Genomic DNA, 19,830 nt, shown 5'->3' with positions numbered 1-19,830 from the left:
ATGGCCAAGCCCACCCCGCTGAGCGGGTTCCCCGAGCTGCTGCCCGCCGCCCGCGCCGTCGAGCGCGAGGTGATCGCGTCGCTGTCGCGCACCTTCGAGCTGCACGGCTTCGCCAACATCGAGACGCGGGTCGTCGAGCCGCTCGACCGGCTCGCGAAGGGCGGCGAGATCGACAAGGAGATCTACGTCCTGCGCCGGCTCCAGGCCGGTGACGGCGACAGCGACTCCGGGCTCGGGCTGCACTTCGACCTCACGGTGCCCTTCGCCCGCTACGTGCTCGAGCACGCCGGCCACCTCGAGTTCCCGTTCCGGCGCTTCCAGATCCAGCCCGCCTGGCGTGGCGAGCGACCGCAGGAGGGTCGCTACCGCCAGTTCACCCAGGCCGACGTCGACGTCGTCGGCCGCGACGAGCTGCCGTTCCACCACGACGTCGAGGTGATGCGGGTGATGGTCGACGCGCTCGACGCCCTGCCGATCCCGCCGGTGAGCTTCCAGTTCAACAACCGCAAGCTGATCCAGGGCTTCTACCGCGGACTCGGCCTGCCCGACGTCACCACCGCCATCCGCACCATCGACAAGCTCGACAAGCTGCCCGCAGACCGGGTCGCCGAGCTGCTCGTCAGCGACGCCGGAGCAACGCCCGAGCAGGCGCAGCGCTGCCTCGAGCTGGCCACGATCCGCGTCGCCGACACGTCGTTCGTGGAGCAGGTGCGCACCCTCGGGGTCGAGGACGAGCTCCTCGACGAGGGCCTGACCGAGCTGGCCGCCGTGGTCGAGGGCTGCGCGGCGGGCGGCCACCGCCACGTCACCGTCGAGGCCAACCTCCGCATCGCGCGCGGCCTCGACTACTACACCGGCACGGTCGTCGAGATCTTCATGGAGGGCTACGAGCGCCTCAAGTCCGTCGGTGGTGGCGGACGGTACGACGCCCTCGCCTCCGACGGGCGGACGACGTACCCGGGTGTCGGCGTCTCGTTCGGCGTCTCCCGCTCGCTCATCCCGCTGCTCGCCGACGGCGTGCTCTCGGGCAGCCGCCCGGTGCCGAGCTGTGTGCTCGTGGCGGTCGCCGACGAGGAGTCGCGGTCGACCAGCACCGCCGTCGCCGATGCCCTGCGGGCTCGCGGGATCCCGTGCGAGGTCGCGCCGAACGCGCAGAAGTTCGGCAAGCAGATCCGCACCGCCGAGCGCCGCGGCATCCCCTTCGTCTGGTTCCCCGACCAGGGCGAGGTCAAGGACATCCGATCGGGGGACCAGGTGGCCGCGGACCCGGCGACCTGGAGCCCGCCCGAGCAAGACCTGCGACCGCAGGTGATCAGCAACGAGGAGACAACACCGTGATTCGCACCCAGGACGCCGGCGCGCTGACGCTGCCTGCGCACGTCGGCCAGACCGTCACCCTCGCCGGATGGGTGGCCAACCGGCGCGATCACGGCGGCGTCGCCTTCATCGACCTGCGCGACGCCTCGGGTGTGGTGCAGGTCGTGATCCGCGACCCCGACGTGGCGCATCCGTTGCGCAGCGAGTTCTGTCTCAAGGTCACCGGTGAGGTGGTCGAGCGCACCGAGGGCAACGTCAACCCCAACCTGCCGACCGGGCAGTACGAGGTCGTCGCCACCGACGTCGAGGTGCTCTCCGCCTCCGCACCGCTGCCGTTCCCGATCTCCGACCACATCGACGTCGGCGAAGAGGCGCGGCTCAAGCACCGCTACCTCGACCTGCGCCGCAGCGGACCCAACAACGCGATCCGCCTGCGCAGCAAGGTCAACAAGGCCGCGCGCGACGTGCTCGACGCCCGCGACTTCGTCGAGATCGAGACCCCGACGCTGACCCGCTCGACGCCCGAGGGTGCCCGCGACTTCCTGGTGCCCGCCCGGCTCCAGCCCGGCAGCTGGTACGCCCTGCCGCAGAGCCCCCAGCTCTTCAAGCAGCTGCTGATGGTCGCCGGCATGGAGCGCTACTTCCAGATCGCGCGCTGCTACCGCGACGAGGACTTCCGCGCCGACCGGCAGCCGGAGTTCACCCAGCTCGACATCGAGATGAGCTTCGTCGAGCAGGACGACGTCCTCGCCGTCGCCGAGGACATCCTGGTCGCGCTGTGGAAGCTGATCGGCGTCGACGTGCCCGTGCCGCTGCCGCGGATGACGTACGCCGAGTCGATGGCCCGCTACGGCTCCGACAAGCCCGACCTGCGGATGGGCCTCGAGCTCGTCGAGTGCACGGACTACTTCAAGGACACGCCGTTCCGGGTGTTCCAGGCGCCGTACGTCGGCGCCGTGGTGATGCCCGGGGGAGCGAGCCAGCCCCGCAAGCAGCTGGACGCCTGGCAGGAGTGGGCCAAGCAGCGCGGTGCCCGCGGCCTCGCGTACGTGCTGGTGCAGGAGGACGGCGAGCTCGGCGGCCCGGTCGCCAAGAACATCACCGACGAGGAGAAGGCCGGCCTGGCCGCGCACGTCGGTGCCGCGCCGGGGGACTGCATCTTCTTCGCCGCCGGCCCGGTGAAGTCCAGCCGCGCGCTGCTCGGCGCGGCCCGTCTGGAGATCGGTCGCCGGGGCGGCCTCATCGACGAGGACGCCTGGAGCTTCCTGTGGGTCGTCGACGCGCCGCTCTTCGAGCCGGCCGACGACGCGACCGCCGCGGGCGACGTCGCCGTCGGCGACGGCGCCTGGACGGCGGTGCACCACGCCTTCACCTCGCCGCAGGACCTCGACACGTTCGACACCGACCCGGGCAACGCGCTGGCGTGGGCCTACGACATCGTCTGCAACGGCAACGAGATCGGCGGCGGCTCGATCCGTATCCACCGCGAGGACATCCAGAAGCGGGTCTTCGCGATCATGGGGATCGAGGAGGACGAGGCGCAGGAGAAGTTCGGCTTCCTGCTCGACGCGTTCAAGTACGGCGCGCCCCCGCACGGCGGCATCGCCTTCGGCTGGGACCGGATCGTGGCGCTGCTCTCCGGCAGCGACTCGATCCGCGACGTGATCGCGTTCCCGAAGTCGGGCGGCGGCTTCGACCCGCTCACCTCGGCACCCGCGCCGATCACGGTCCAGCAGCGCAAGGAGGCCGGCGTCGACGCGAAGCCCGAGCCCACGGCTGGTCCCGCGTAACGACCCGATAACGGAACCATCGCGTCCGCAATGTGATGTACGCCGGCCGGAGGTTCCCGGCTGGGGCGGCCGCGCCGTACGTCCTCTGGTCCCGATCGCCGTTCGGCGCAAGGTCCGCGGCCGTTCGTCATGCGAGACGGAGGGTGTTGCGTCCCACGCCTGTTTAGGCGAATGTGGAGCGGCTTTGTCGAGACCAGATCGTTACACGCAGAAGACCCGATGATGCGTCGGCGTCACATACAGTCGCTTCGGTCGTCGACCCCAGGTCCGCCATCTGGACCAGGGTCAGCGCCGAGCGAACCGAGAAGACAGAGGTGCCATGACCACGACTGCCTCCAACCTGGAGAGCGAGCAGCTGCCGGACCCCACGGGCTCGCCGGAGGGTGACCTCTCCAAGCTCAAGGGTCAGTCGCCGACCCGGCTCGCCATCGGCCGGTTCCGTCGCGACAAGCTGTCGATGGTCTCGTTCGTCGTCGTCGTCCTCTACATCTCGGCCGCCATCGCCGCGCCGTTCCTGGTCAAGGCGGGCGTGCTCGACCCGACGACCTTCCACCAGGACCTGACCGACCCGAACACCGGCGGCCTGCCGATCGGCAGGCTCGGCGGCATCAGCTGGTCCCACCCGCTCGGTGTCGAGCCGCAGACCGGCCGCGACGTGCTGTCGCGGGTCTGGTACGGCCTGACCTTCTCGCTCGCGATCGCGCTGTCCGCGACCCTGATCGCCATCATCGTCGGCGCGGTGCTCGGCATCATCGCCGGCTTCACCGGCGGCTGGGTCGACGCGCTGATCGGCCGCAGCATCGACCTGACGCTGTCGTTCCCGTCGACGCTGATGCTGCTCGCGCTGTCGAGCATCGGCATCCAGCTGATGGCCGACATCCTGCCGGGCGGGTTCTCGGACCCCTTGCCCAACGCGGCGTACGTCGTGTTCGTGCTGGCGCTCTTCGGCTGGCCCGGCATCGCCCGCATCATCCGCGGTCAGGTCCTCTCGGTGCGCGAGCGGGAGTTCGTCGACGCCGCCGTGCTGCTCGGTGCCTCGCGCCGCAGGATCTACTTCAAGGAGATCCTCCCGAACCTGTGGGCCCCGCTGCTGGTCACGTTCACGCTGACCATGCCGGCCTACATCTCCGCCGAGGCCGCGCTGAGCTACCTCAACGTCGGCATCAAGCCGCCGACGCCGACGCTCGGCAACGTGCTCCGCAGCTCGATCAACTACTCGTCGGCCGACTTCGTGTTCTTCTTCATGCCGGCCTTCCTGATCATGATCATCGTGGTCAGCTTCAACCTGCTCGGTGACGGCATCCGCGACGCACTCGACCCGAAGACGTCGCGTTGACGCACGCCCAGCAGTCCCCAGATTTCGGTGATACGGAGTCGCCGAAGGTGCCGCCGCTCCAGGCGCGACACACACTCAAGGAGAAGTAATGTTCACGTATCGAAAGCGGGTCCTCGCGGCCACCGCTGCGATCGCGCTCGCCGGAGGCCTCGCGGCCTGTGGCGGCAGCGACAGCAGCAGTGAAGGCGAGGCCGGTGGCGGGCCCACCTCCAGTGCAACCGGTGGCACCCTCAACTACCTCATCTTCGCGCCCATCGAGCACGTCGACCCCCAGCGGATCTACGTCGGCCGTGACATCACCAACTTCAGCCGGACGGTCTACCGCCAGCTGGTGACGTTCCCGATCTCGACCGACCCCAAGGTGTCGAACACCCCGGTCGCCGACCTGGCGACCGACACCGGCACCTCCACCGACGGCGGCAAGGTCTGGTCCTTCACCGTCAAGGACGGTGTGAAGTGGGAGGACGGCAAGGCCATCACGTGTGAGGACTTCAAGTACGGCGCCTCCCGTGTGTTCGCGACCGACGTCATCACCGGCGGCCCGAACTACCTGCTGAGCTACCTGGACATCCCGACCGACGACAAGACCGGCCTGCCGGCCTACGACGGCCCCTACAAGGGCGACGGCCAGGACCTCTTCGACAAGGCCATCACCTGCGACGGCAACACCATCACGTACCACTTCAACAAGCCGTGGCCGGACTTCCCGCTCGCCATCGCGGCGCTGCACATGATGGACCCGTACCGCCAGGACAAGGACAACGGCGACAAGTCCAACTTCCAGATCTTCTCCAACGGCCCCTACAAGCTCGACGGTGCCTGGAGCAAGAACAAGGGCGCGACGCTGGTTCGCAACGAGAACTACGACGACAAGACCGACGACCCGGAGAACATCCGCCGGGCCCTGCCGGACTCGATCGTCTTCAACATCGGTCAGACCACCGAGACGATCTACGACCAGCTGATCGCTGACACCGGCGACGCGCAGACCGCCGTCACCAGCCAGCGCATCCCGGCGCCGTACTACAACCAGATCGAGGGTGCGGTCGCCGACCGGGCCACGCTCGAGGCGTCGCCGTACGTCGACTACATCGTGCCGAACTTCCGCAACATGCCCGACCCGAAGGTCCGCGACGCGCTCAAGGTCGCGACCAACGCGCAGGCGTGGATCGACGCCGGTGGTGGCGAGAAGGCCTTCGCGCCCGCCGAGTCGATCGTGAACCCGGCTGTGGTCGGCTACCAGGACAACCCGGCCTTCTCCGGCCCGCAGGAGGGTGACCCCGCCGCGGCGAAGAAGCTCCTCGAAGAGGCCGGCGTGACCATGCCGTACCCGATCACCTTCACGTACCCGAGCACGGAGACTGCCGACAAGCAGGCCGCCGCGCTGAAGGAGACGTGGGACGCTGCCGGCTTCGACACGACCCTCGACGGTCTCGGTGACACCTACTACGACGTCATCCAGAAGCCGGACAAGGACAGCGACGTCATCTGGGGCGGCTGGGGCTCCGACTGGCCCTCCGCCATCACCGTCACCCCGCCGCTGTTCGACAGCCGCCCGAACCTGACGTCCAACTCGGACGGCCAGGACTACGGCGCCTACAAGAGCGACGCGTTCAACAAGCTCGTCGACCAGGCTGCCAACGCCTCGACGCTGGAGGACCAGACCGCTGCCCTGCAGCAGGCTGACATCCAGCTCGGCCAGGACGTCGCCTACATCCCGCTGGAGATCGCGCAGTTCTACTTCCTGCACGGCTCCAAGGTGACCAACTTCACCACCACCCCGGCGAGCTCCAGCTTCCCGGACCTGGGTGCCATCGGCGTGGAGTCCTGATCCAGGGACTGCACCACTAACACCCTGTCGGGCGGTCGCTCATCCAGCGGCCGCCCGACGACCGGGGGTGAGGGCCTCGTCGAGGGGTCCTCACCCTCACCTCCGTCCAGGGTGCATGCTGGTCCCAGCACTACCGTGCTGATCCACTGCACCCCCCCGCACCTGATCTATCCGAGGTGGTCCCCCGATGTTGGCCTACGTCATCCGACGCTTGTTCGTCGGCGTGATCATGCTGATCGTGATGAGCCTGGTGACGTTCGTCCTGTTCTTCGCCTCGCCGGTCGACCCCGCGCGCTACGCGTGTGGCAAGAACTGCTCGCCGGAGCTGCGTGAGCAGACCCGCAAGGCCCTGGGCTACGACAAGCCCGTCATCGTGCAGTGGACCGACTTCCTCAAGGGCGTGGTGCAGGGTCGCGACTACCCCGACGACCCGGAGCTGCGCGCGGCGGCTCCCGAGCTGGTGACCCACTGCGCGGCTCCGTGCTTCGGCTACTCCGTCGTCAACACCAAGACAGTCAACGAGCTGATGAAGGAGGCCTTCCCGGTCTCCCTGTCGATCTCCATCGCCGCGCTCGTGCTCTGGCTCTTCTTCGGCGTCCTCTTCGGCGTGATAGCCGCCGTACGAAGAGGCACGCTCATAGACAGGGGGATCGTCGCGGTCTCCCTCGTCCTCTATGCCTTCCCGGCCTTCTTCGTCGGTCTCTTCCTGCTGAAGTTCGTTGCGATCAAGTGGCAGTGGGTCGAGGTGCCCGTCTACTCGCCGATCGCGGAAGCCGGCGTGGGGGCGTGGATGACGTCCCTGCTGCTGCCGGCCGTCACCCTGGCCGTGCTCTACATGGCCGGCTACGTGCGGATGACGCGTGCGTTCGTGCTCGAGTCGATGTCGGAGGACTACGTCCGCACGGCGCGGGCCAAGGGCCTGAAGTCGCGCCGCGTGCTCTTCAAGCACAGCATGCGCGCCGCGCTCACCCCGCTGGTGACCCTGGTCGGCCTCGACTTCGCCGGCCTGATGGGCGGCGCGATCATCACCGAGACGGTCTTCAACTACAACGGCCTCGGCAAGCTCGCCTACGACGCCAACACCACCAACGACCTGCCGACGATCATCGGCCTGGTGCTGCTCCTGGGCACCTTCGTCATCGTGGCCAACATCATCGTCGACGTGCTCTACGCCGTCATCGACCCGCGCGTTCGCGTCGGCTGAGGGGATACCTGTGTCCAGCTTTCTTTCGGTCCGCGACCTGAAGGTCCACTTCCCGACCGTCGACGGCATCGTCAAGGCCACCGACGGGCTCTCCTTCGACCTCGAGAAGGGCAAGACCCTCGGGATCGTCGGCGAGTCCGGCTCCGGCAAGTCCGTGTCGAGCTCGGCGATCCTCGGCCTGCACCGCAAGACCAGTGCCAAGGTCAGCGGCGAGATCCTGCTCGACGGCACCGACCTGCTGAAGCTCTCCGACGAGCAGATGCGGCGCCGGCGCGGCAAGGACGTCGCGATGATCTTCCAGGACCCGCTGTCGGCGATGCACCCGTACTACACGGTCGGCAACCAGATCGGCGAGGCATACCGGGTCCACCACAACGTGAGCAAGAAGGCCGCCCGTGCCCGGGCGGTCGAGATGCTCGACCGGGTCGGCATCCCGCAGCCCGACCGGCGCGTGGACGACTACCCGCACCAGTTCTCGGGCGGCATGCGGCAGCGCGCGATGATCGCGATGGGTCTGATCAACAACCCGAGCCTGCTCATCGCCGATGAGCCGACCACCGCGCTCGACGTGACGGTGCAGGCCCAGATCCTCGACCTGTTGCAGGACCTCCAGAAGGAGTTCGAGTCGGCGGTCATCATCATCACCCACGACCTCGGGGTCATCGCCGAGGTCGCGGACGACGTGCTGGTCATGTACGCCGGCCGCGCGGTCGAGGTCGGCACCTGCAAGGAGATCCTCACGCACCCGGAGATGCCCTACACCTGGGGCCTGCTCTCGAGCGTGCCCGACGTCTCCGGCGACACCAACGCGCGGCTGATCCCGATCCCGGGCAACCCGCCGTCCCTGCTCACCCCGCCGTCCGGCTGCGCCTTCCACCCGCGCTGCCCGCACCGGGACAAGGTCGAGGGCGACCTCTGCCTCACCACCCTGCCCGAACTGGCGCCAGGCACCCGTACGGAGACGCACCTCAAGCGGTGCCACCTGACGAACCCTGACGTGATCTACGAACGAGAGGTCCTGCCGGAGATCGCGCCGGACCTGGTGGAGGAAGAGCGATGAGCGACAAGCACGGCGACGACAAGCTGACGCCGCTGCCGGCCACGGCGAACTTCTTGCCGCAGGACGACCCGACCTCGCGCACCGAGGACCCGGTCGACAGCGACGAGTACGACGTCCTGTCGCCGTCCGAGGGCCACGCCGCGTCGGTGGCGGACCCCAACGCCAAGCCGATCATCGAGGTCCGCGACCTCAAGATGTACTTCCCGGTGAAGTCCTCGGGTGTCATCCGCCGCACCATCGGCCACGTCCAGGCGGTCGACGGGGTGTCCTTCCAGGTCCCCGAGGGCGGCTCCCTCGGCCTCGTGGGCGAGTCCGGCTGTGGCAAGTCGACGACCGGGCGACTGATCACCCGGCTCTACGAGCCGACCGGCGGGTCGATCAACTTCGACGGCCGCGACATCACCAACATCAGCTCGCGCCAGCTCAAGCCGCTGCGCCGCGAGATCCAGATGATCTTCCAGGACCCGTACACGTCGCTGAACCCGCGGCACTCGGTCGGCGCGATCATCGGAGCGCCGCTCGCCATCCACAAGGTGGTGCCGAAGGACAAGATCCTGCCCCGGGTCCAGGAGCTCCTCGAGATCGTGGGTCTCAACCCCGAGCACTACAACCGCTACCCGCACGAGTTCTCGGGCGGTCAGCGCCAGCGCATCGGCATCGCCCGGGCGCTCACGCTCCAGCCGAAGGTGCTGGTCGCCGACGAGCCGGTCTCGGCGCTCGACGTGTCGATCCAGGCGCAGGTGATCAACCTGCTCCAGGACGTGCAGCGCGAGTTCAACATCGCGTTCCTCTTCGTCGCCCACGACCTCGCCGTCGTCCGGCACTTCTGCCCGGAGATCGCGGTCATGTACCTCGGCAAGATCGTCGAGATCGCGGACCGCGAGACGCTCTACAACCGGCCCAACCACCCGTACACGCAGGCGCTGCTCTCCGCGGTGCCCGACGTGAAGCAGGCCGCCATCGGTGGTCGCCGCGAGCGCATCCGCCTCGAGGGCGACGTCCCGAGCCCGATCAACCCGCCGTCCGGCTGCCGGTTCCGCACCCGCTGCCCGATCGCCCAGGAGATCTGCGCCCGGGTCGAGCCGCCGCTCCTCCAGATCGGCCAGCGGCACAAGGTCGCCTGCCACTTCGCGGGTGAGCTGGGCCAGCACCCGGACAAGCCGGTCACCGCCGGCCTGCTCGGTGTCGACGACAGCGGCGCGCCGGACCCGGGGGCGACCCCGTCCGCGCTCGCGGCCGACGAGCCCGGGTACGCCGACACCTGGTTCGACCTCGAGCGCAAGACGATGGCGAGCGCGTAGTCGGAGGGTCTCGATACGCTCGCTGGCGCTCGCTACTCGACCAACGAGGTGTCGATGGATGACGGACTGTTCGAGACCCCCGGTGCTGCGGTCCGCACCGGGGGCGGCTCGCTGAACGCGAACACCCACGCGTCCGCGCCGCTCGCGGTCCGGATGCGGCCGCGCACCCTCGATGAGCTGGTCGGCCAGGCGCAGCTGCGCGCGCCGGGCTCGCCGCTGCGTCGACTGGTCGAGGGCGACCAGTCGATGTCGCTGCTGCTGTGGGGTCCTCCCGGGACCGGCAAGACGACGATCGCCTCGATCGTCAGCCAGCAGACGGACCGGCGCTTCGTCGAGGTCTCGGCCGTCTCGGCCGGGGTCAAGGAGGTGCGCGCGGCCATCGACGCGGCACGCGCCGAGCTGGTCGCGACCGGCCGGGAGACCGTGCTCTTCGTCGACGAGGTGCACCGCTTCAGCAAGGCCCAGCAGGACGGCCTGCTCCCGGGCGTCGAGAACCGCTGGGTGACGCTGATCGCCGCGACCACCGAGAACCCGTTCTTCAGCGTGATCTCGCCGCTGCTCTCGCGCAGCCTGCTCCTCCGCCTCGAGTCGCTCACCGACGACGACGTGCGCGCCGTGCTCGACCAGGCCCTGGTCGACGAGCGTGGCCTCGGCGGCAAGGTCGCCGTGGAGGAGGAGGCGCTCGAGCACCTGGTCCGGCTGGCCGGTGGGGACGCGCGCCGTTCGCTGACCTACCTCGAGGCCGCGACCGGGGCGGCGGTCTCGCAGGGCCTCGACACGGTCGACCTGGCGACGGCCGAGACGGCCGTCGACCGGGCGGCGGTGCGCTACGACCGCCAGGGCGACCAGCACTACGACGTCGTCAGCGCCTTCATCAAGTCCGTGCGCGGCTCCGACGCCGACGCGGCCCTGCACTACCTGGCGCGGATGATGGAGGCGGGGGAGGACCCGAGGTTCATCGCTCGGCGCCTGATGATCCTGGCGTCCGAGGACATCGGCCTGGCCGACTCGACGGCGCTGCAGACGGCGGTCGCGGCGGCGCAGACCGTGCAGCTGATCGGGATGCCGGAAGCGCAGCTGACCCTGGCGCACGCGACCATCGCGCTGGCCGTCGTCCCGAAGTCCAATGCCGTCACGACCGCGATCGGCGCCGCGGTCGCCGACGTCCGGGCCGGCAAGATCGGCCAGGTCCCGCCGCACCTGCGCGACGCCCACTACGCGGGCGCGAAGAAGATCGGGCACGGCTCGACGTACAAGTACAGCCACGACGAGCCGTTCGGCGTCGCCGAGCAGCAGTACGCCCCCGACGTGGTCCTGGACCGTGAGTACTACCAGCCGACCTCGCTCGGCGCCGAGGCGTCGATCAAGGAGCGCTGGGAACGCGTACGCCGGATCATCCGGGGTTCGTGAGAGGTGGTTCGAGGCTCGCTCCGCTCGCACCTCAACCACCGCTGCGGTGGTTGAGGTGCGAGGAGCGCTAGCGACGAGCCTCGAAACCACCTCGCCCACGACGCCGCGATAGGGTCGGTCACCATGCAGGACTGGATCGTGCCCGTGGTGGCGGGGGTGCTGGCGCTGGTGGCGCTGGGTCTCGCCGTCGCGCTGCTGCGCGCCCGGTCCGGCACCGCGCGGGCGATCGCCGCCGCACGGGCGGAGGCACAGGCCGAGACCGCTGCGCTGCGCGACCAGCTGGCCGCGCTCGAGCGCCGGCTGGACCGCCCCAGGGCCACGCCCGAGGCGTCCTTCGTGATCACCGACCTCGGTCGTGAGCAGCAGGTCGACCAGGCCGAGGCCGAGCCCGCGCAGACGATCGGTACGGCGCTCTTCGCCGACCTGGTGCTGCGCGAGACCGTCGTCAAGGCGGCCTCCTTCGCCCACGGCGTACGCCGCGCGTTCGACGCCGAGACCCGCAACCGGATCCGGTTCGAGATGAAGCGCGAGGTCAAGCGCGCACGCAAGCAGCGCAAGGTCGACACCCGCGAGGCGGTGCGGGAGTGGCAGGAGCGCCAACGAGCGGACCTGCCCGAGGAGGGCAGCGCAGCATGAAGCGCGGGCTCTGGTTCGTCGCCGGGGCCGGCACCGCCGTCTACGTGATGGTGCGGGGCCGGCGCGCGGCCGAGGCCTTCACCGTCGACGGGCTCAAGGACCGGCTCGGCGCCCTCGAGGTCGGCGCCCGCATGGTCCGCGACGAGGTCGCGCAGGGCCAGGCCGAGAAGGAATCCGAGTTGCGAGAGCGGCTCGGCCTCGTGCCTCATGGAACTCCCGAGATCACCGGTGGCCGCCACAAGGCGGTCGCTCCGAGCACCGAACCGCAGCAGGAAGGCAGCAACTGATGGACACCGCGGAGATCCGCCGGAGGTTCGTGGCTCATTTCGAGCGCGACGGTCACACCCCGGTGCCCTCGGCCTCGCTGCTGCTCGACGACCCGAACCTGCTGTTCGTCAACGCCGGCATGGTGCCGTTCAAGCCCTACTTCCTGGGCCAGGAGACGCCGCCGTACGACCGCGCGACCAGCGTGCAGAAGTGCGTGCGCACCCCCGACATCGAGGACGTCGGCAAGACCACCCGGCACGGCACGTTCTTCGAGATGTGCGGCAACTTCTCCTTCGGTGACTACTTCAAGGAGGGGGCGATCGAGCTCGCCTGGGACCTGGTCACCAAGTCGCAGAGCGACGGCGGGTGGGGCTTCGACGAGTCGCTGCTCTACCCCTCGATCCTGGAGGGCGACGACGAGGCGCTGCACCTGTGGCGCAAGGTCACCGGACTGCCCGACGAGCGGATCATCCGCCTCGGGCCGAAGGAGAACTACTGGTCGATGGGTGTGCCCGGGCCGGGTGGCCCCTGCTCGGAGCTCCTGATCGACCGCGGGCCGAAGTACGGCGCCGACGGCGACTTCTCCGCCGAGGACCGCTACCTGGAGTTCTGGAACCTGGTCTTCATGCAGGACGAGCTCAGTGCCGTCCGGAGCAAGGAGGACTTCGACATCTCGGGGTCGCTCCCGAAGAAGAACATCGACACCGGGATGGGCCTCGAGCGGGTCGCGTTCATGACCCAGGGCGTCGAGAACATGTACGAGATCGACGTGATGTTCCCGGTCATCCAGATGGCCGAGCAGCTCACCGGCCGCCGCTACGGCGCCGACCACGAGGACGACGTGCGCTTCCGGGTGGTCGCCGACCACGTCCGCAGCTCGATGATGCTGATCGGCGACGGCGTCACCCCCGGCAACGAGGCGCGCGGCTACGTGCTGCGCCGGCTGCTGCGTCGCGCGGTCCGCTCGATGCGGCTCCTCGGCTACGAGGACCCCGCGCTGCCCGAGCTGTTCCCGGTCAGCCGGGACAAGATGGGCGAGACCTACACCGACCTGCACACCGACTGGGAGCGGATCTCGCGGGTGGCGTACGCCGAGGAGGAGACCTTCCGCAAGACGCTCCAGGCCGGCACCCAGATCTTCGACCTCGCCGCCCAGGGCGTGCAGAAGGCCGGAGGCAGCACACTGTCGGGCGAGCAGGCTTTCGCGCTGCACGACACCTACGGCTTCCCGATCGACCTGACCCTGGAGATGGCGTCCGAGGCGGGCCTCAGCGTCGACGAGCCGGGCTTCCGCTCGCTGATGGCCGAGCAGCGCGAGCGCGCCAAGGCCGACGCGCGTGCCAAGCGCGGCCAGCACGCCGACACCGGCGCCTACCGCACCATCCTCGACGAGCACGGCCCGACGGAGTGGCTCGCGTACGAGACCCTCGAGACCGAGTCCAACGCGCTCGCGCTGCTCGTCGGCGGCGCGCCCGCGCCGGTGCTGGTGGCCGGCGACGTCGGCGAGCTGGTGCTCGACCGGACCCCGTTCTACGCCGAGTCCGGTGGCCAGGCGGCCGACGCGGGCACCATCGAGTTCGACGGCGGCCGGCTCGAGGTGCTCGACGTGCAGCGCCCGGTGCGCGGCCTCGTCGTGCACCAGGTGCGCGTCGTCGACGGCGAGTTCACGCCGGGCCACGTGCTGCACGCCCGGGTCGACCCCGAGTGGCGCACCGGCGCGCGTCAGGCGCACTCCGGAACCCACGTCGTCCACGCGGCGCTGCGCGAGGTGCTCGGCCCCTCCGCCCTCCAGTCCGGCTCCTTCAACCGGCCCGGCTACCTGCGGCTCGACTTCGGGTGGACCACCGGCCTGACGCCGGAGCAGCTGCACGACATCGAGCAGGTCTCCAACCAGGCGCTGCGTGCCGACCTGCCGGTCGGGTGGCAGTACATGACGCTCTCGGAGGCCAAGGACTGGGGCGCGATCGCGCTCTTCGGCGAGACCTACGACAACACCAAGGTGCGGGTCGTCGAGATCGGCGGTCCCTGGTCGCGCGAGCTGTGCGGTGGCACCCACGTCGACCACTCCTCGCAGATCGGCACCGTCGTCGTCACCGGTGAGTCCTCGGTCGGGTCCGGCAACCGCCGGATCGAGGCGTTCACCGGCGTCGAGGGCTTCGCCTACCTGGCGCGCGAGCGGGACGTCGTCGCCCAGCTGACCGGCCTGCTGAAGACCCAGCCCGACGACCTGGTCGGCCGGGTCGGCGACCTGGTCGAGCGGTTGCGCACGGCCGAGAAGGAGATCGAGAAGGTCCGCGTCGGACAGCTGCTCGCCGCGGGTGGGTCACTGGCGGCCGACGCCGCGAAGGTCGGCCCCGTCAACGTGGTCGCCCACCGCGCCGACGGAGCGGGCGGCGGCGACGTCCGCACGCTCGCGCTGGACGTGCGCGGTCGCCTCCCGCAGGGCGAGCCCGGCGTCGTGGTGATCATCGGTGCGGCTGACGGCAAGGTGTCCGTCGTGGCCGCGGTCAACGACGAGGCCCGGGCGCGCGGCCTGAGCGCCAACGACCTCGTGCGCGCCGTCGGCCCGCTGGTCGATGGCAAGGGCGGCGGCAAGGACGACGTCGCCCAGGGCGGCGGCACGGACACGTCCCGCATCGACGAGGCGCTGGCCGTCGTGGCCGCGGAGGTCGGCCGGGTCGCGGCCGGCTGACCGCGACCGCACAGACATGCGCCACGGCGTACGGCTCGGCATCGACCCCGGCGACGCGCGGATCGGGGTCGCGCGCAGCGACCCCTCCGGCTTCCTCGCGAGCCCGGTGGAGACGGTGCGCCGGGGCAAGGGCGACCTGGCGCGGATCGCGAAGATCCTGGCCGCCGAGCAGGAGGAGTCGACCGTCGTCGAGGTCGTCGTCGGCCTGCCCCGGTCGCTGTCGGGCGGGGAGGGCCCGGCCGCGGTCAAGGTGCGCGAGTTCGCCGCCGGGCTGGCCCGGCGGGTGGCGCCGGTCCCGGTACGGCTGGTCGACGAGCGCATGACCACGGTGTCGGCGGAGGCTATGCTGCGCGACCAAGGCCGCAAGGGGGGCAAGCGGCGCGCCGTCGTCGACCAGGCTGCGGCCGTCCTGATCTTGCAGCACGCACTGGACACCGAGCGCGCGACGGGGACCGCGCCGGGGGAGATCCTCGAGGAGAGCTGAATGACGGACGAGTACGACGCGGACCACGAGAGCTCACCGCTCCTCGACGACCCCACCGAGGACTCGTCGTACGAGGGCGGGCGCCGGCGTGGCAGCCGTCGTCGCAGCCTGCCGGGCTGCCTCGCGGTGCTGCTCGCGCTCGCGGTGATCGCCGGCGGCGTGTACTTCGTCGGCACCTGGGCCGTCGACAAGATCGGCGACCAGTTCTCCTCCGCCGAGGACTACCCGGGCCCGGGCCACGGCAAGGTCACCTTCCAGGTCAGCAAGGGCGACACGGTCGCCGCGATCGGACGCAACCTCAAGGCGCAGGGCGTCGTGGCCTCGGTCGAGGCGTTCATCGACGCCGCCAACGGCAACCCCGACTCCAACAAGATCCAGGCGGGTTACTTCCCGCTGCGCAAGGAGATGGCGTCCAAGGACGTCGTCGAGGTGCTGGTCGATCCGGGCAACATGGTGAAGGCCACCGTGACGATCCCCGAGGGGCTGCGCGTCGAGGACACCGTCGCGATCCTGGCGAAGAAGACGAAGTTCAAGAAGGCCGCCTTCGAGAAGATGCTCGAGGACCCGGGCAAGCTCGGCCTGCCGGACTACGCGGAGGGCAACCCCGAGGGCTACCTCTTCCCGGCCACCTACGACTTCGGGCCGGACGCGACCCCGGAGTCGATGCTGAAGGCGATGGTGACCCGCTGGCGCCAGGCCGCCGACGACGCCGAGCTCGAGACGAAGAGCCAGGAGCTGGGCTACTCGCCGCAGGAGATCATGACCATCGCGAGCCTGGTGCAGGCCGAGGGGCGCGGCAAGGACATGCCGAAGATCGCCCGGGTCATCTACAACCGGCTCGAGGGTCCCGGCGACAAGGGTGGGACCAACGGCAAGCTGCAGATCGACGCCACGGTCGCCTACGGGCTCGGTCTGTCACCGGGCTCCACCGAGCTCACCCAGGAGCAGCTCGACACGCCCACGCCGTACAACACCCGGCTGAACGTGGTCGGCCTCCCGCCCGGCCCCATCGAGTCACCGGGGGACGAGGCCATCGAGGCGGCGCTCAACCCCGCCGACGGGCCCTGGTACTACTACGTCACGGTCGACCTGGCCACGGGGGAGACCCGGTTCTACGAGGACTACGACGGGTTCCTCGAGGGCCAGGCGTTGTACAAGGACTACTGCGAGACCTCCGACCGCTGCTGACCCGGTGGCCGGGGGACCCCGCCGACCCCAGGAACCCGGACGCAGGCCTTGTCCGGGAGCCGCGTCGGTGAGACGGTCGAGCATCGCGCAGGGACATCGGGGTCCTCGCGCACCGTACGAGGAGTGTCTCGGTGATCTCGTTCCCACGTGCCGTCCCTGTCCTGCTCGGCTCCGCCGTCCTGGTCGCCGCGACCATGGCGCCGGCCGAGGCCAACGACGAGTCCATCAGCTTCCACGGCGCCACCGCGCGCTACCTGGACGCCACCGACCAGCTGTGCGCGAACGCGGTCGACGACTACTCCACGTTCGAGGACTACGCCATCGCCTACATCGAGAACGCTGCTGGTGACGTCGTGTTCTCCCAGAGCGACTCGGAGGGCGGTGGCCGGACCTGTACCGGCAACCTGTCGATCCCGGAGGACCGGGTGTACTACCTCCGGGTCGCGGACTGCTCCCGGATCCCCGGGACCGACTGCGGCTTCTCAGCACGCAAGGCCTTCCGCAGCTGATCGCTGGGGATGCGGTAGAACCTGACCTCATGGACCAGGTCAGGGGAGTTCGGCGCTGCGCGGTGATCGGGGACCCGATCGCGCACTCGCTCTCGCCGGCGTTGCACCGGGCGGGGTACGCCGCCGCCGGGGTCACCGACGTCACCTACGACACCGCGCAGGTGCCCGAGGACGGCCTGGCCGAGTTCGTCGCCGGGCTCGACGACACCTGGCGCGGGCTGTCGCTGACGATGCCGCTGAAACGCCGCGCGCTGGAGCTCGGCGGCACCGTCACCGAGCGCGCGCGGCTCGCGGGTGCGGCCAACACGCTGGTGCTCGAGCGCGGGCGCGTCGTGCTCGCCGACAACACCGACCTGCCCGGCGCGGCAGCCGCGGTCCGGGAGCGGTACGACGGACCGGTGCGGGCCGCGACGGTGCTCGGCGGAGGCGCCACCGCGGCCTCGACCGCGCTCGCCCTGTGCGACCTGGGCGCCCGACGCGTCCGGCTGCTCGCGCGCAGCGCCGACCGGGCCGCCGGTGCGGCGGCGGCCGTGGCTGCGCACCCGTCGGCCCCCGCGGTGGAGGTCGGCTCGCTGGCGGACGCGTCGGTCGACGGCGAGGTCGTCGTCGCGACGATCCCGGCTGCTGCGCAGGACGCCGACCTGGTCGCCCGGTGCGCCGACGTGCCGGTCGTGTTCGAGGTGGTCTACGACCCCTGGCCCACGCCGATCGCCGCGTCGGCGGCGGACCGCGTGCTGGTCTCCGGCCTCGACCTGCTCGCGCACCAGGCGGTCCTCCAGTTCGAGCTCTTCACCGGAGTGCCTGGTCCGCTGGACGTGATGCGCGCCGCGGGCGAGGCCGAGCTCGCGAGACGGCACGTGGCCGGATGAGCGTCGATCTCGGGGCCGCGCTCCTGGGTGCCGTCGTGTGCGGCGGCGCTGGGCTCGGCGTACCCGCGCTGATCGGCCGGATCCCCGAGCCGGACCCGTTGGACGACGAGCCGGTCGTCCCGCGCTACGCGCCGGTCTCCGTGCTGCCGGGGCTGCGGTGGCGGGCGGCCCTGGTCGCAGCCGTGGTGGGTGCGCTGCTCGGCGGGTCCGTCGGCCTCGACTGGCCGCTGCTCTTCCTGCTGCCGCTGGTCCCGGTGTCGGTGGCGCTCGCGTTCGTCGACCTGCACACGCACCTGCTGCCGACCAAGGTCATCTGGCCGACGCTGGGCGGCACCGCAGCGCTCGCGGCCGTCGCTGCGCTCGCCGACGGCGACCCGCGCGCCTTCGTCCAGGCCGTCGCCGGCGGTGCGGCGGTCTTCGTCTTCTTCCACGCGCTGTGGTGGTTCTACCCCTCCGGGATGGGGTACGGCGACGTCCGGCTGTCGTCCGTGGTGGGGTTCGTGCTCGGCTACTTCGGCTGGGCCGAGCTCGTCATCGGCGTGTACGGCGGCTTCCTGGTCTTCGCCGTGCTGGGCGTCGTCCGAGCGGCTGTCCGCCGGGACCGGACCGCGCTGCGCACGCCGCTGCCGTTCGGTCCGTTCCTGCTCGGCGGCGCGGTCGCCGGCATCGTGCTCGGCGGTGCGCTCTGGGGGCATCTCGTCTCCGGGTGACCGGGCGCGCCCGCCGTACGCCGCGTGAAACACTGATCTCATGCTGCGTTGGCTCACCGCGGGCGAGTCCCACGGCCCGTCCCTGGTCGCGATCCTCGAGGGGCTGCCCGCCCATGTCCGCGTCACGTCCGACGACGTCGCGGACGCCCTCGCCCGGCGCCGCCTGGGCTACGGCCGCGGCGCCCGGATGAAGTTCGAGCAGGACGAGGTGACCCTGGTCGGCGGCGTGCGCCACGGGGAGACCCAGGGCGGCCCGGTCGCGATCCAGGTGGGCAACACCGAGTGGCCGAAGTGGGAGAAGGTCATGTCGGCCGACCCCGTCGACCCGGTCGAGCTCGAGGCGATGGCCCGCAACGCCCCGCTGACCCGCCCTCGCCCGGGGCACGCCGACCTGGCCGGCATGCAGAAGTACGCGTTTGACGACGCTCGCCCGATCCTCGAGCGCGCCTCGGCCCGCGAGACCGCCGCCCGGGTGGCGCTCGGCCGGGTCGCCAGCAACTTCCTCGAGCAGGCCGTCGGCGCTCGGATCGTCTCCCACGTCATCGAGCTCGGTGGCGTGCGCGCCCCGGCCGGTCTCTGGCCCGAGCCCGACGACGTCGCGCGCCTCGACGCCGACGAGGTCCGCTGCCTCGACGCCGACACCAGCAGGCTGATGGTCGAGCGCATCGACCAGGCCCACAAGGACGGGGACACCCTGGGCGGCGTCGTGGAGGTCGTCGTCCACGGCCTGCCGCCGGGCCTCGGCTCGCACGTGCACTGGGACCGGCGCCTCGACGCCCGGCTCGCCGGAGCGCTGATGGGCATCCAGGCGATCAAGGGCGTCGAGGTCGGGGACGGCTTCGAGCTCGCCGCCACGCCGGGCTCGCTCGCGCACGACGAGATCGTGCCGACCCCCGACGGCATCCGGCGGGTGAGCGGCCGCTCCGGCGGCACCGAGGGCGGCATGACGACCGGCGAGGTCCTGCGGGTCCGGGCGGCGATGAAGCCGATCGCGACCGTGCCGCGGGCGCTGCGCACCGTCGACCTCGCCACCGGCGAGGAGGCCGTCGCCCACCACCAGCGCTCCGACGTCTGCGCGGTCCCGGCGGCCGGCATCGTCGCCGAGGCGATGGTGGCGCTGGTCCTCGCCGACGCGGTCGTGGAGAAGTTCGGCGGCGACTCGGTCCAGGAGACCCGGCGCAACGCCGAGTCCTACCTCGACACGCTCCGCTATCGGTGAGGCGCCG

At 70.6% G+C, this 19,830-nt stretch carries 17 protein-coding genes; all 17 read left to right on the top strand.

Annotated elements, in window-relative coordinates; translation table 11 throughout:
• The 17 genes from hisS (at position 1) to aroC (ending at position 19,823) form a co-directional block, all read left to right on the top strand.
• Positions 1-1,338, top strand: a complete 1,338-nt coding sequence (gene hisS, locus ACFPYL_RS17875) for a histidine--tRNA ligase (RefSeq protein WP_379157309.1) — start codon at positions 1-3, stop codon at positions 1,336-1,338.
• Positions 1,335-3,107: an aspartate--tRNA ligase gene (gene aspS, locus ACFPYL_RS17870; protein WP_379157306.1), complete on the top strand. Its 1,773-nt coding sequence runs from the start codon at positions 1,335-1,337 to the stop codon at positions 3,105-3,107. The genes hisS and aspS overlap by 4 nt, the downstream gene beginning before the upstream one ends.
• 319 nt (positions 3,108-3,426) lie before the next feature.
• The gene (locus ACFPYL_RS17865; protein WP_379157304.1) at positions 3,427-4,443 is read left to right on the top strand and encodes an ABC transporter permease; all 1,017 of its coding nucleotides are present in this window, start codon (positions 3,427-3,429) and stop codon (positions 4,441-4,443) included.
• 88 nt (positions 4,444-4,531) lie between these two features.
• A complete protein-coding gene (locus tag ACFPYL_RS17860) occupies positions 4,532-6,274 on the top strand; it encodes an ABC transporter substrate-binding protein (protein WP_379157301.1) in 1,743 nt (580 codons plus the stop codon).
• 187 nt (positions 6,275-6,461) lie between these two features.
• Positions 6,462-7,478, top strand: coding sequence for an ABC transporter permease (locus ACFPYL_RS17855; RefSeq protein ID WP_379157298.1), 1,017 nt, complete (start codon positions 6,462-6,464; stop codon positions 7,476-7,478).
• A gap of 10 nt (positions 7,479-7,488) precedes the next feature.
• A complete protein-coding gene (locus ACFPYL_RS17850) occupies positions 7,489-8,538 on the top strand; it encodes an ABC transporter ATP-binding protein (RefSeq protein WP_379157295.1) in 1,050 nt (349 codons plus the stop codon).
• Positions 8,535-9,839, top strand: coding sequence for an ABC transporter ATP-binding protein (locus ACFPYL_RS17845; protein ID WP_379157292.1), 1,305 nt, complete (start codon positions 8,535-8,537; stop codon positions 9,837-9,839). Before ACFPYL_RS17850 ends, ACFPYL_RS17845 begins: the two co-directional genes overlap by 4 nt.
• A 54-nt stretch (positions 9,840-9,893) precedes the next feature.
• Positions 9,894-11,249 carry a replication-associated recombination protein A gene (locus ACFPYL_RS17840; RefSeq protein WP_379157289.1) on the top strand — a complete coding sequence of 452 codons (1,356 nt, stop codon included), beginning with the start codon at positions 9,894-9,896 and terminating at the stop codon, positions 11,247-11,249.
• A 123-nt stretch (positions 11,250-11,372) separates the two neighbouring features.
• Positions 11,373-11,885: a hypothetical protein gene (locus tag ACFPYL_RS17835; protein ID WP_379157286.1), complete on the top strand. Its 513-nt coding sequence runs from the start codon at positions 11,373-11,375 to the stop codon at positions 11,883-11,885.
• Entirely contained in the window at positions 11,882-12,172 is a 291-nt protein-coding gene (locus tag ACFPYL_RS17830; protein ID WP_379157283.1) for a DUF6167 family protein, read from the top strand. The genes ACFPYL_RS17835 and ACFPYL_RS17830 overlap by 4 nt, the downstream gene beginning before the upstream one ends.
• Positions 12,172-14,844: an alanine--tRNA ligase gene (gene alaS / locus ACFPYL_RS17825; RefSeq protein WP_379157280.1), complete on the top strand. Its 2,673-nt coding sequence runs from the start codon at positions 12,172-12,174 to the stop codon at positions 14,842-14,844. The genes ACFPYL_RS17830 and alaS overlap by 1 nt, the downstream gene beginning before the upstream one ends.
• A 16-nt stretch (positions 14,845-14,860) precedes the next feature.
• Positions 14,861-15,328 carry a Holliday junction resolvase RuvX gene (gene ruvX / locus ACFPYL_RS17820; RefSeq protein WP_379157277.1) on the top strand — a complete coding sequence of 156 codons (468 nt, stop codon included), beginning with the start codon at positions 14,861-14,863 and terminating at the stop codon, positions 15,326-15,328.
• A complete protein-coding gene (gene mltG / locus ACFPYL_RS17815) occupies positions 15,329-16,516 on the top strand; it encodes an endolytic transglycosylase MltG (protein WP_379157274.1) in 1,188 nt (395 codons plus the stop codon).
• A gap of 131 nt (positions 16,517-16,647) precedes the next feature.
• Positions 16,648-17,025 (top strand): hypothetical protein, encoded by a 378-nt coding sequence (locus ACFPYL_RS17810; RefSeq protein WP_379157271.1) that lies wholly within the window; start codon positions 16,648-16,650, stop codon positions 17,023-17,025.
• A 29-nt stretch (positions 17,026-17,054) separates the two neighbouring features.
• Positions 17,055-17,894, top strand: a complete 840-nt coding sequence (locus ACFPYL_RS17805) for a shikimate dehydrogenase (protein ID WP_379157268.1) — start codon at positions 17,055-17,057, stop codon at positions 17,892-17,894.
• The gene (locus ACFPYL_RS17800) at positions 17,891-18,604 is read left to right on the top strand and encodes a prepilin peptidase (RefSeq protein ID WP_379157265.1); all 714 of its coding nucleotides are present in this window, start codon (positions 17,891-17,893) and stop codon (positions 18,602-18,604) included. The genes ACFPYL_RS17805 and ACFPYL_RS17800 overlap by 4 nt, the downstream gene beginning before the upstream one ends.
• A gap of 40 nt (positions 18,605-18,644) precedes the next feature.
• On the top strand, positions 18,645-19,823 hold the full coding sequence (gene aroC / locus ACFPYL_RS17795) for a chorismate synthase (protein ID WP_379157263.1): 1,179 nt from the start codon (positions 18,645-18,647) through the stop codon (positions 19,821-19,823).
• Positions 19,824-19,830 lie beyond the last annotated feature (7 nt).

The sequence above is a fragment of the Nocardioides hankookensis genome (assembly GCF_042658885.1).
In the GTDB taxonomy this organism is placed as follows: Bacteria; Actinomycetota; Actinomycetes; order Propionibacteriales; family Nocardioidaceae; genus Nocardioides; species Nocardioides hankookensis.
Note: the sequence above shows the minus strand (reverse complement) of the source record. Positions and strands in the feature narration are given on the sequence as shown.

Bases quoted from the DNA above. Each gene is read 5' to 3' on its own strand.
- ACFPYL_RS17865 (WP_379157304.1), top strand. From the start codon at position 3,427: ATGACCACGACTGCCTCCAACCTGGAGAGCGAGCAGCTGCCGGACCCC.
- ACFPYL_RS17860 (WP_379157301.1), top strand. From the start codon at position 4,532: ATGTTCACGTATCGAAAGCGGGTCCTCGCGGCCACCGCTGCGATCGCG.
- ACFPYL_RS17830 (WP_379157283.1), top strand. From the start codon at position 11,882: ATGAAGCGCGGGCTCTGGTTCGTCGCCGGGGCCGGCACCGCCGTCTAC.
- aroC (WP_379157263.1), top strand. From the start codon at position 18,645: ATGCTGCGTTGGCTCACCGCGGGCGAGTCCCACGGCCCGTCCCTGGTC.
- ACFPYL_RS17805 (WP_379157268.1), top strand. From the start codon at position 17,055: ATGGACCAGGTCAGGGGAGTTCGGCGCTGCGCGGTGATCGGGGACCCG.
- ruvX (WP_379157277.1), top strand. From the start codon at position 14,861: ATGCGCCACGGCGTACGGCTCGGCATCGACCCCGGCGACGCGCGGATC.
- ACFPYL_RS17855 (WP_379157298.1), top strand. From the start codon at position 6,462: ATGTTGGCCTACGTCATCCGACGCTTGTTCGTCGGCGTGATCATGCTG.
- ACFPYL_RS17845 (WP_379157292.1), top strand. From the start codon at position 8,535: ATGAGCGACAAGCACGGCGACGACAAGCTGACGCCGCTGCCGGCCACG.
- mltG (WP_379157274.1), top strand. From the start codon at position 15,329: ATGACGGACGAGTACGACGCGGACCACGAGAGCTCACCGCTCCTCGAC.
- ACFPYL_RS17835 (WP_379157286.1), top strand. From the start codon at position 11,373: ATGCAGGACTGGATCGTGCCCGTGGTGGCGGGGGTGCTGGCGCTGGTG.
- ACFPYL_RS17800 (WP_379157265.1), top strand. From the start codon at position 17,891: ATGAGCGTCGATCTCGGGGCCGCGCTCCTGGGTGCCGTCGTGTGCGGC.
- alaS (WP_379157280.1), top strand. From the start codon at position 12,172: ATGGACACCGCGGAGATCCGCCGGAGGTTCGTGGCTCATTTCGAGCGC.
- hisS (WP_379157309.1), top strand. From the start codon at position 1: ATGGCCAAGCCCACCCCGCTGAGCGGGTTCCCCGAGCTGCTGCCCGCC.
- ACFPYL_RS17840 (WP_379157289.1), top strand. From the start codon at position 9,894: ATGGATGACGGACTGTTCGAGACCCCCGGTGCTGCGGTCCGCACCGGG.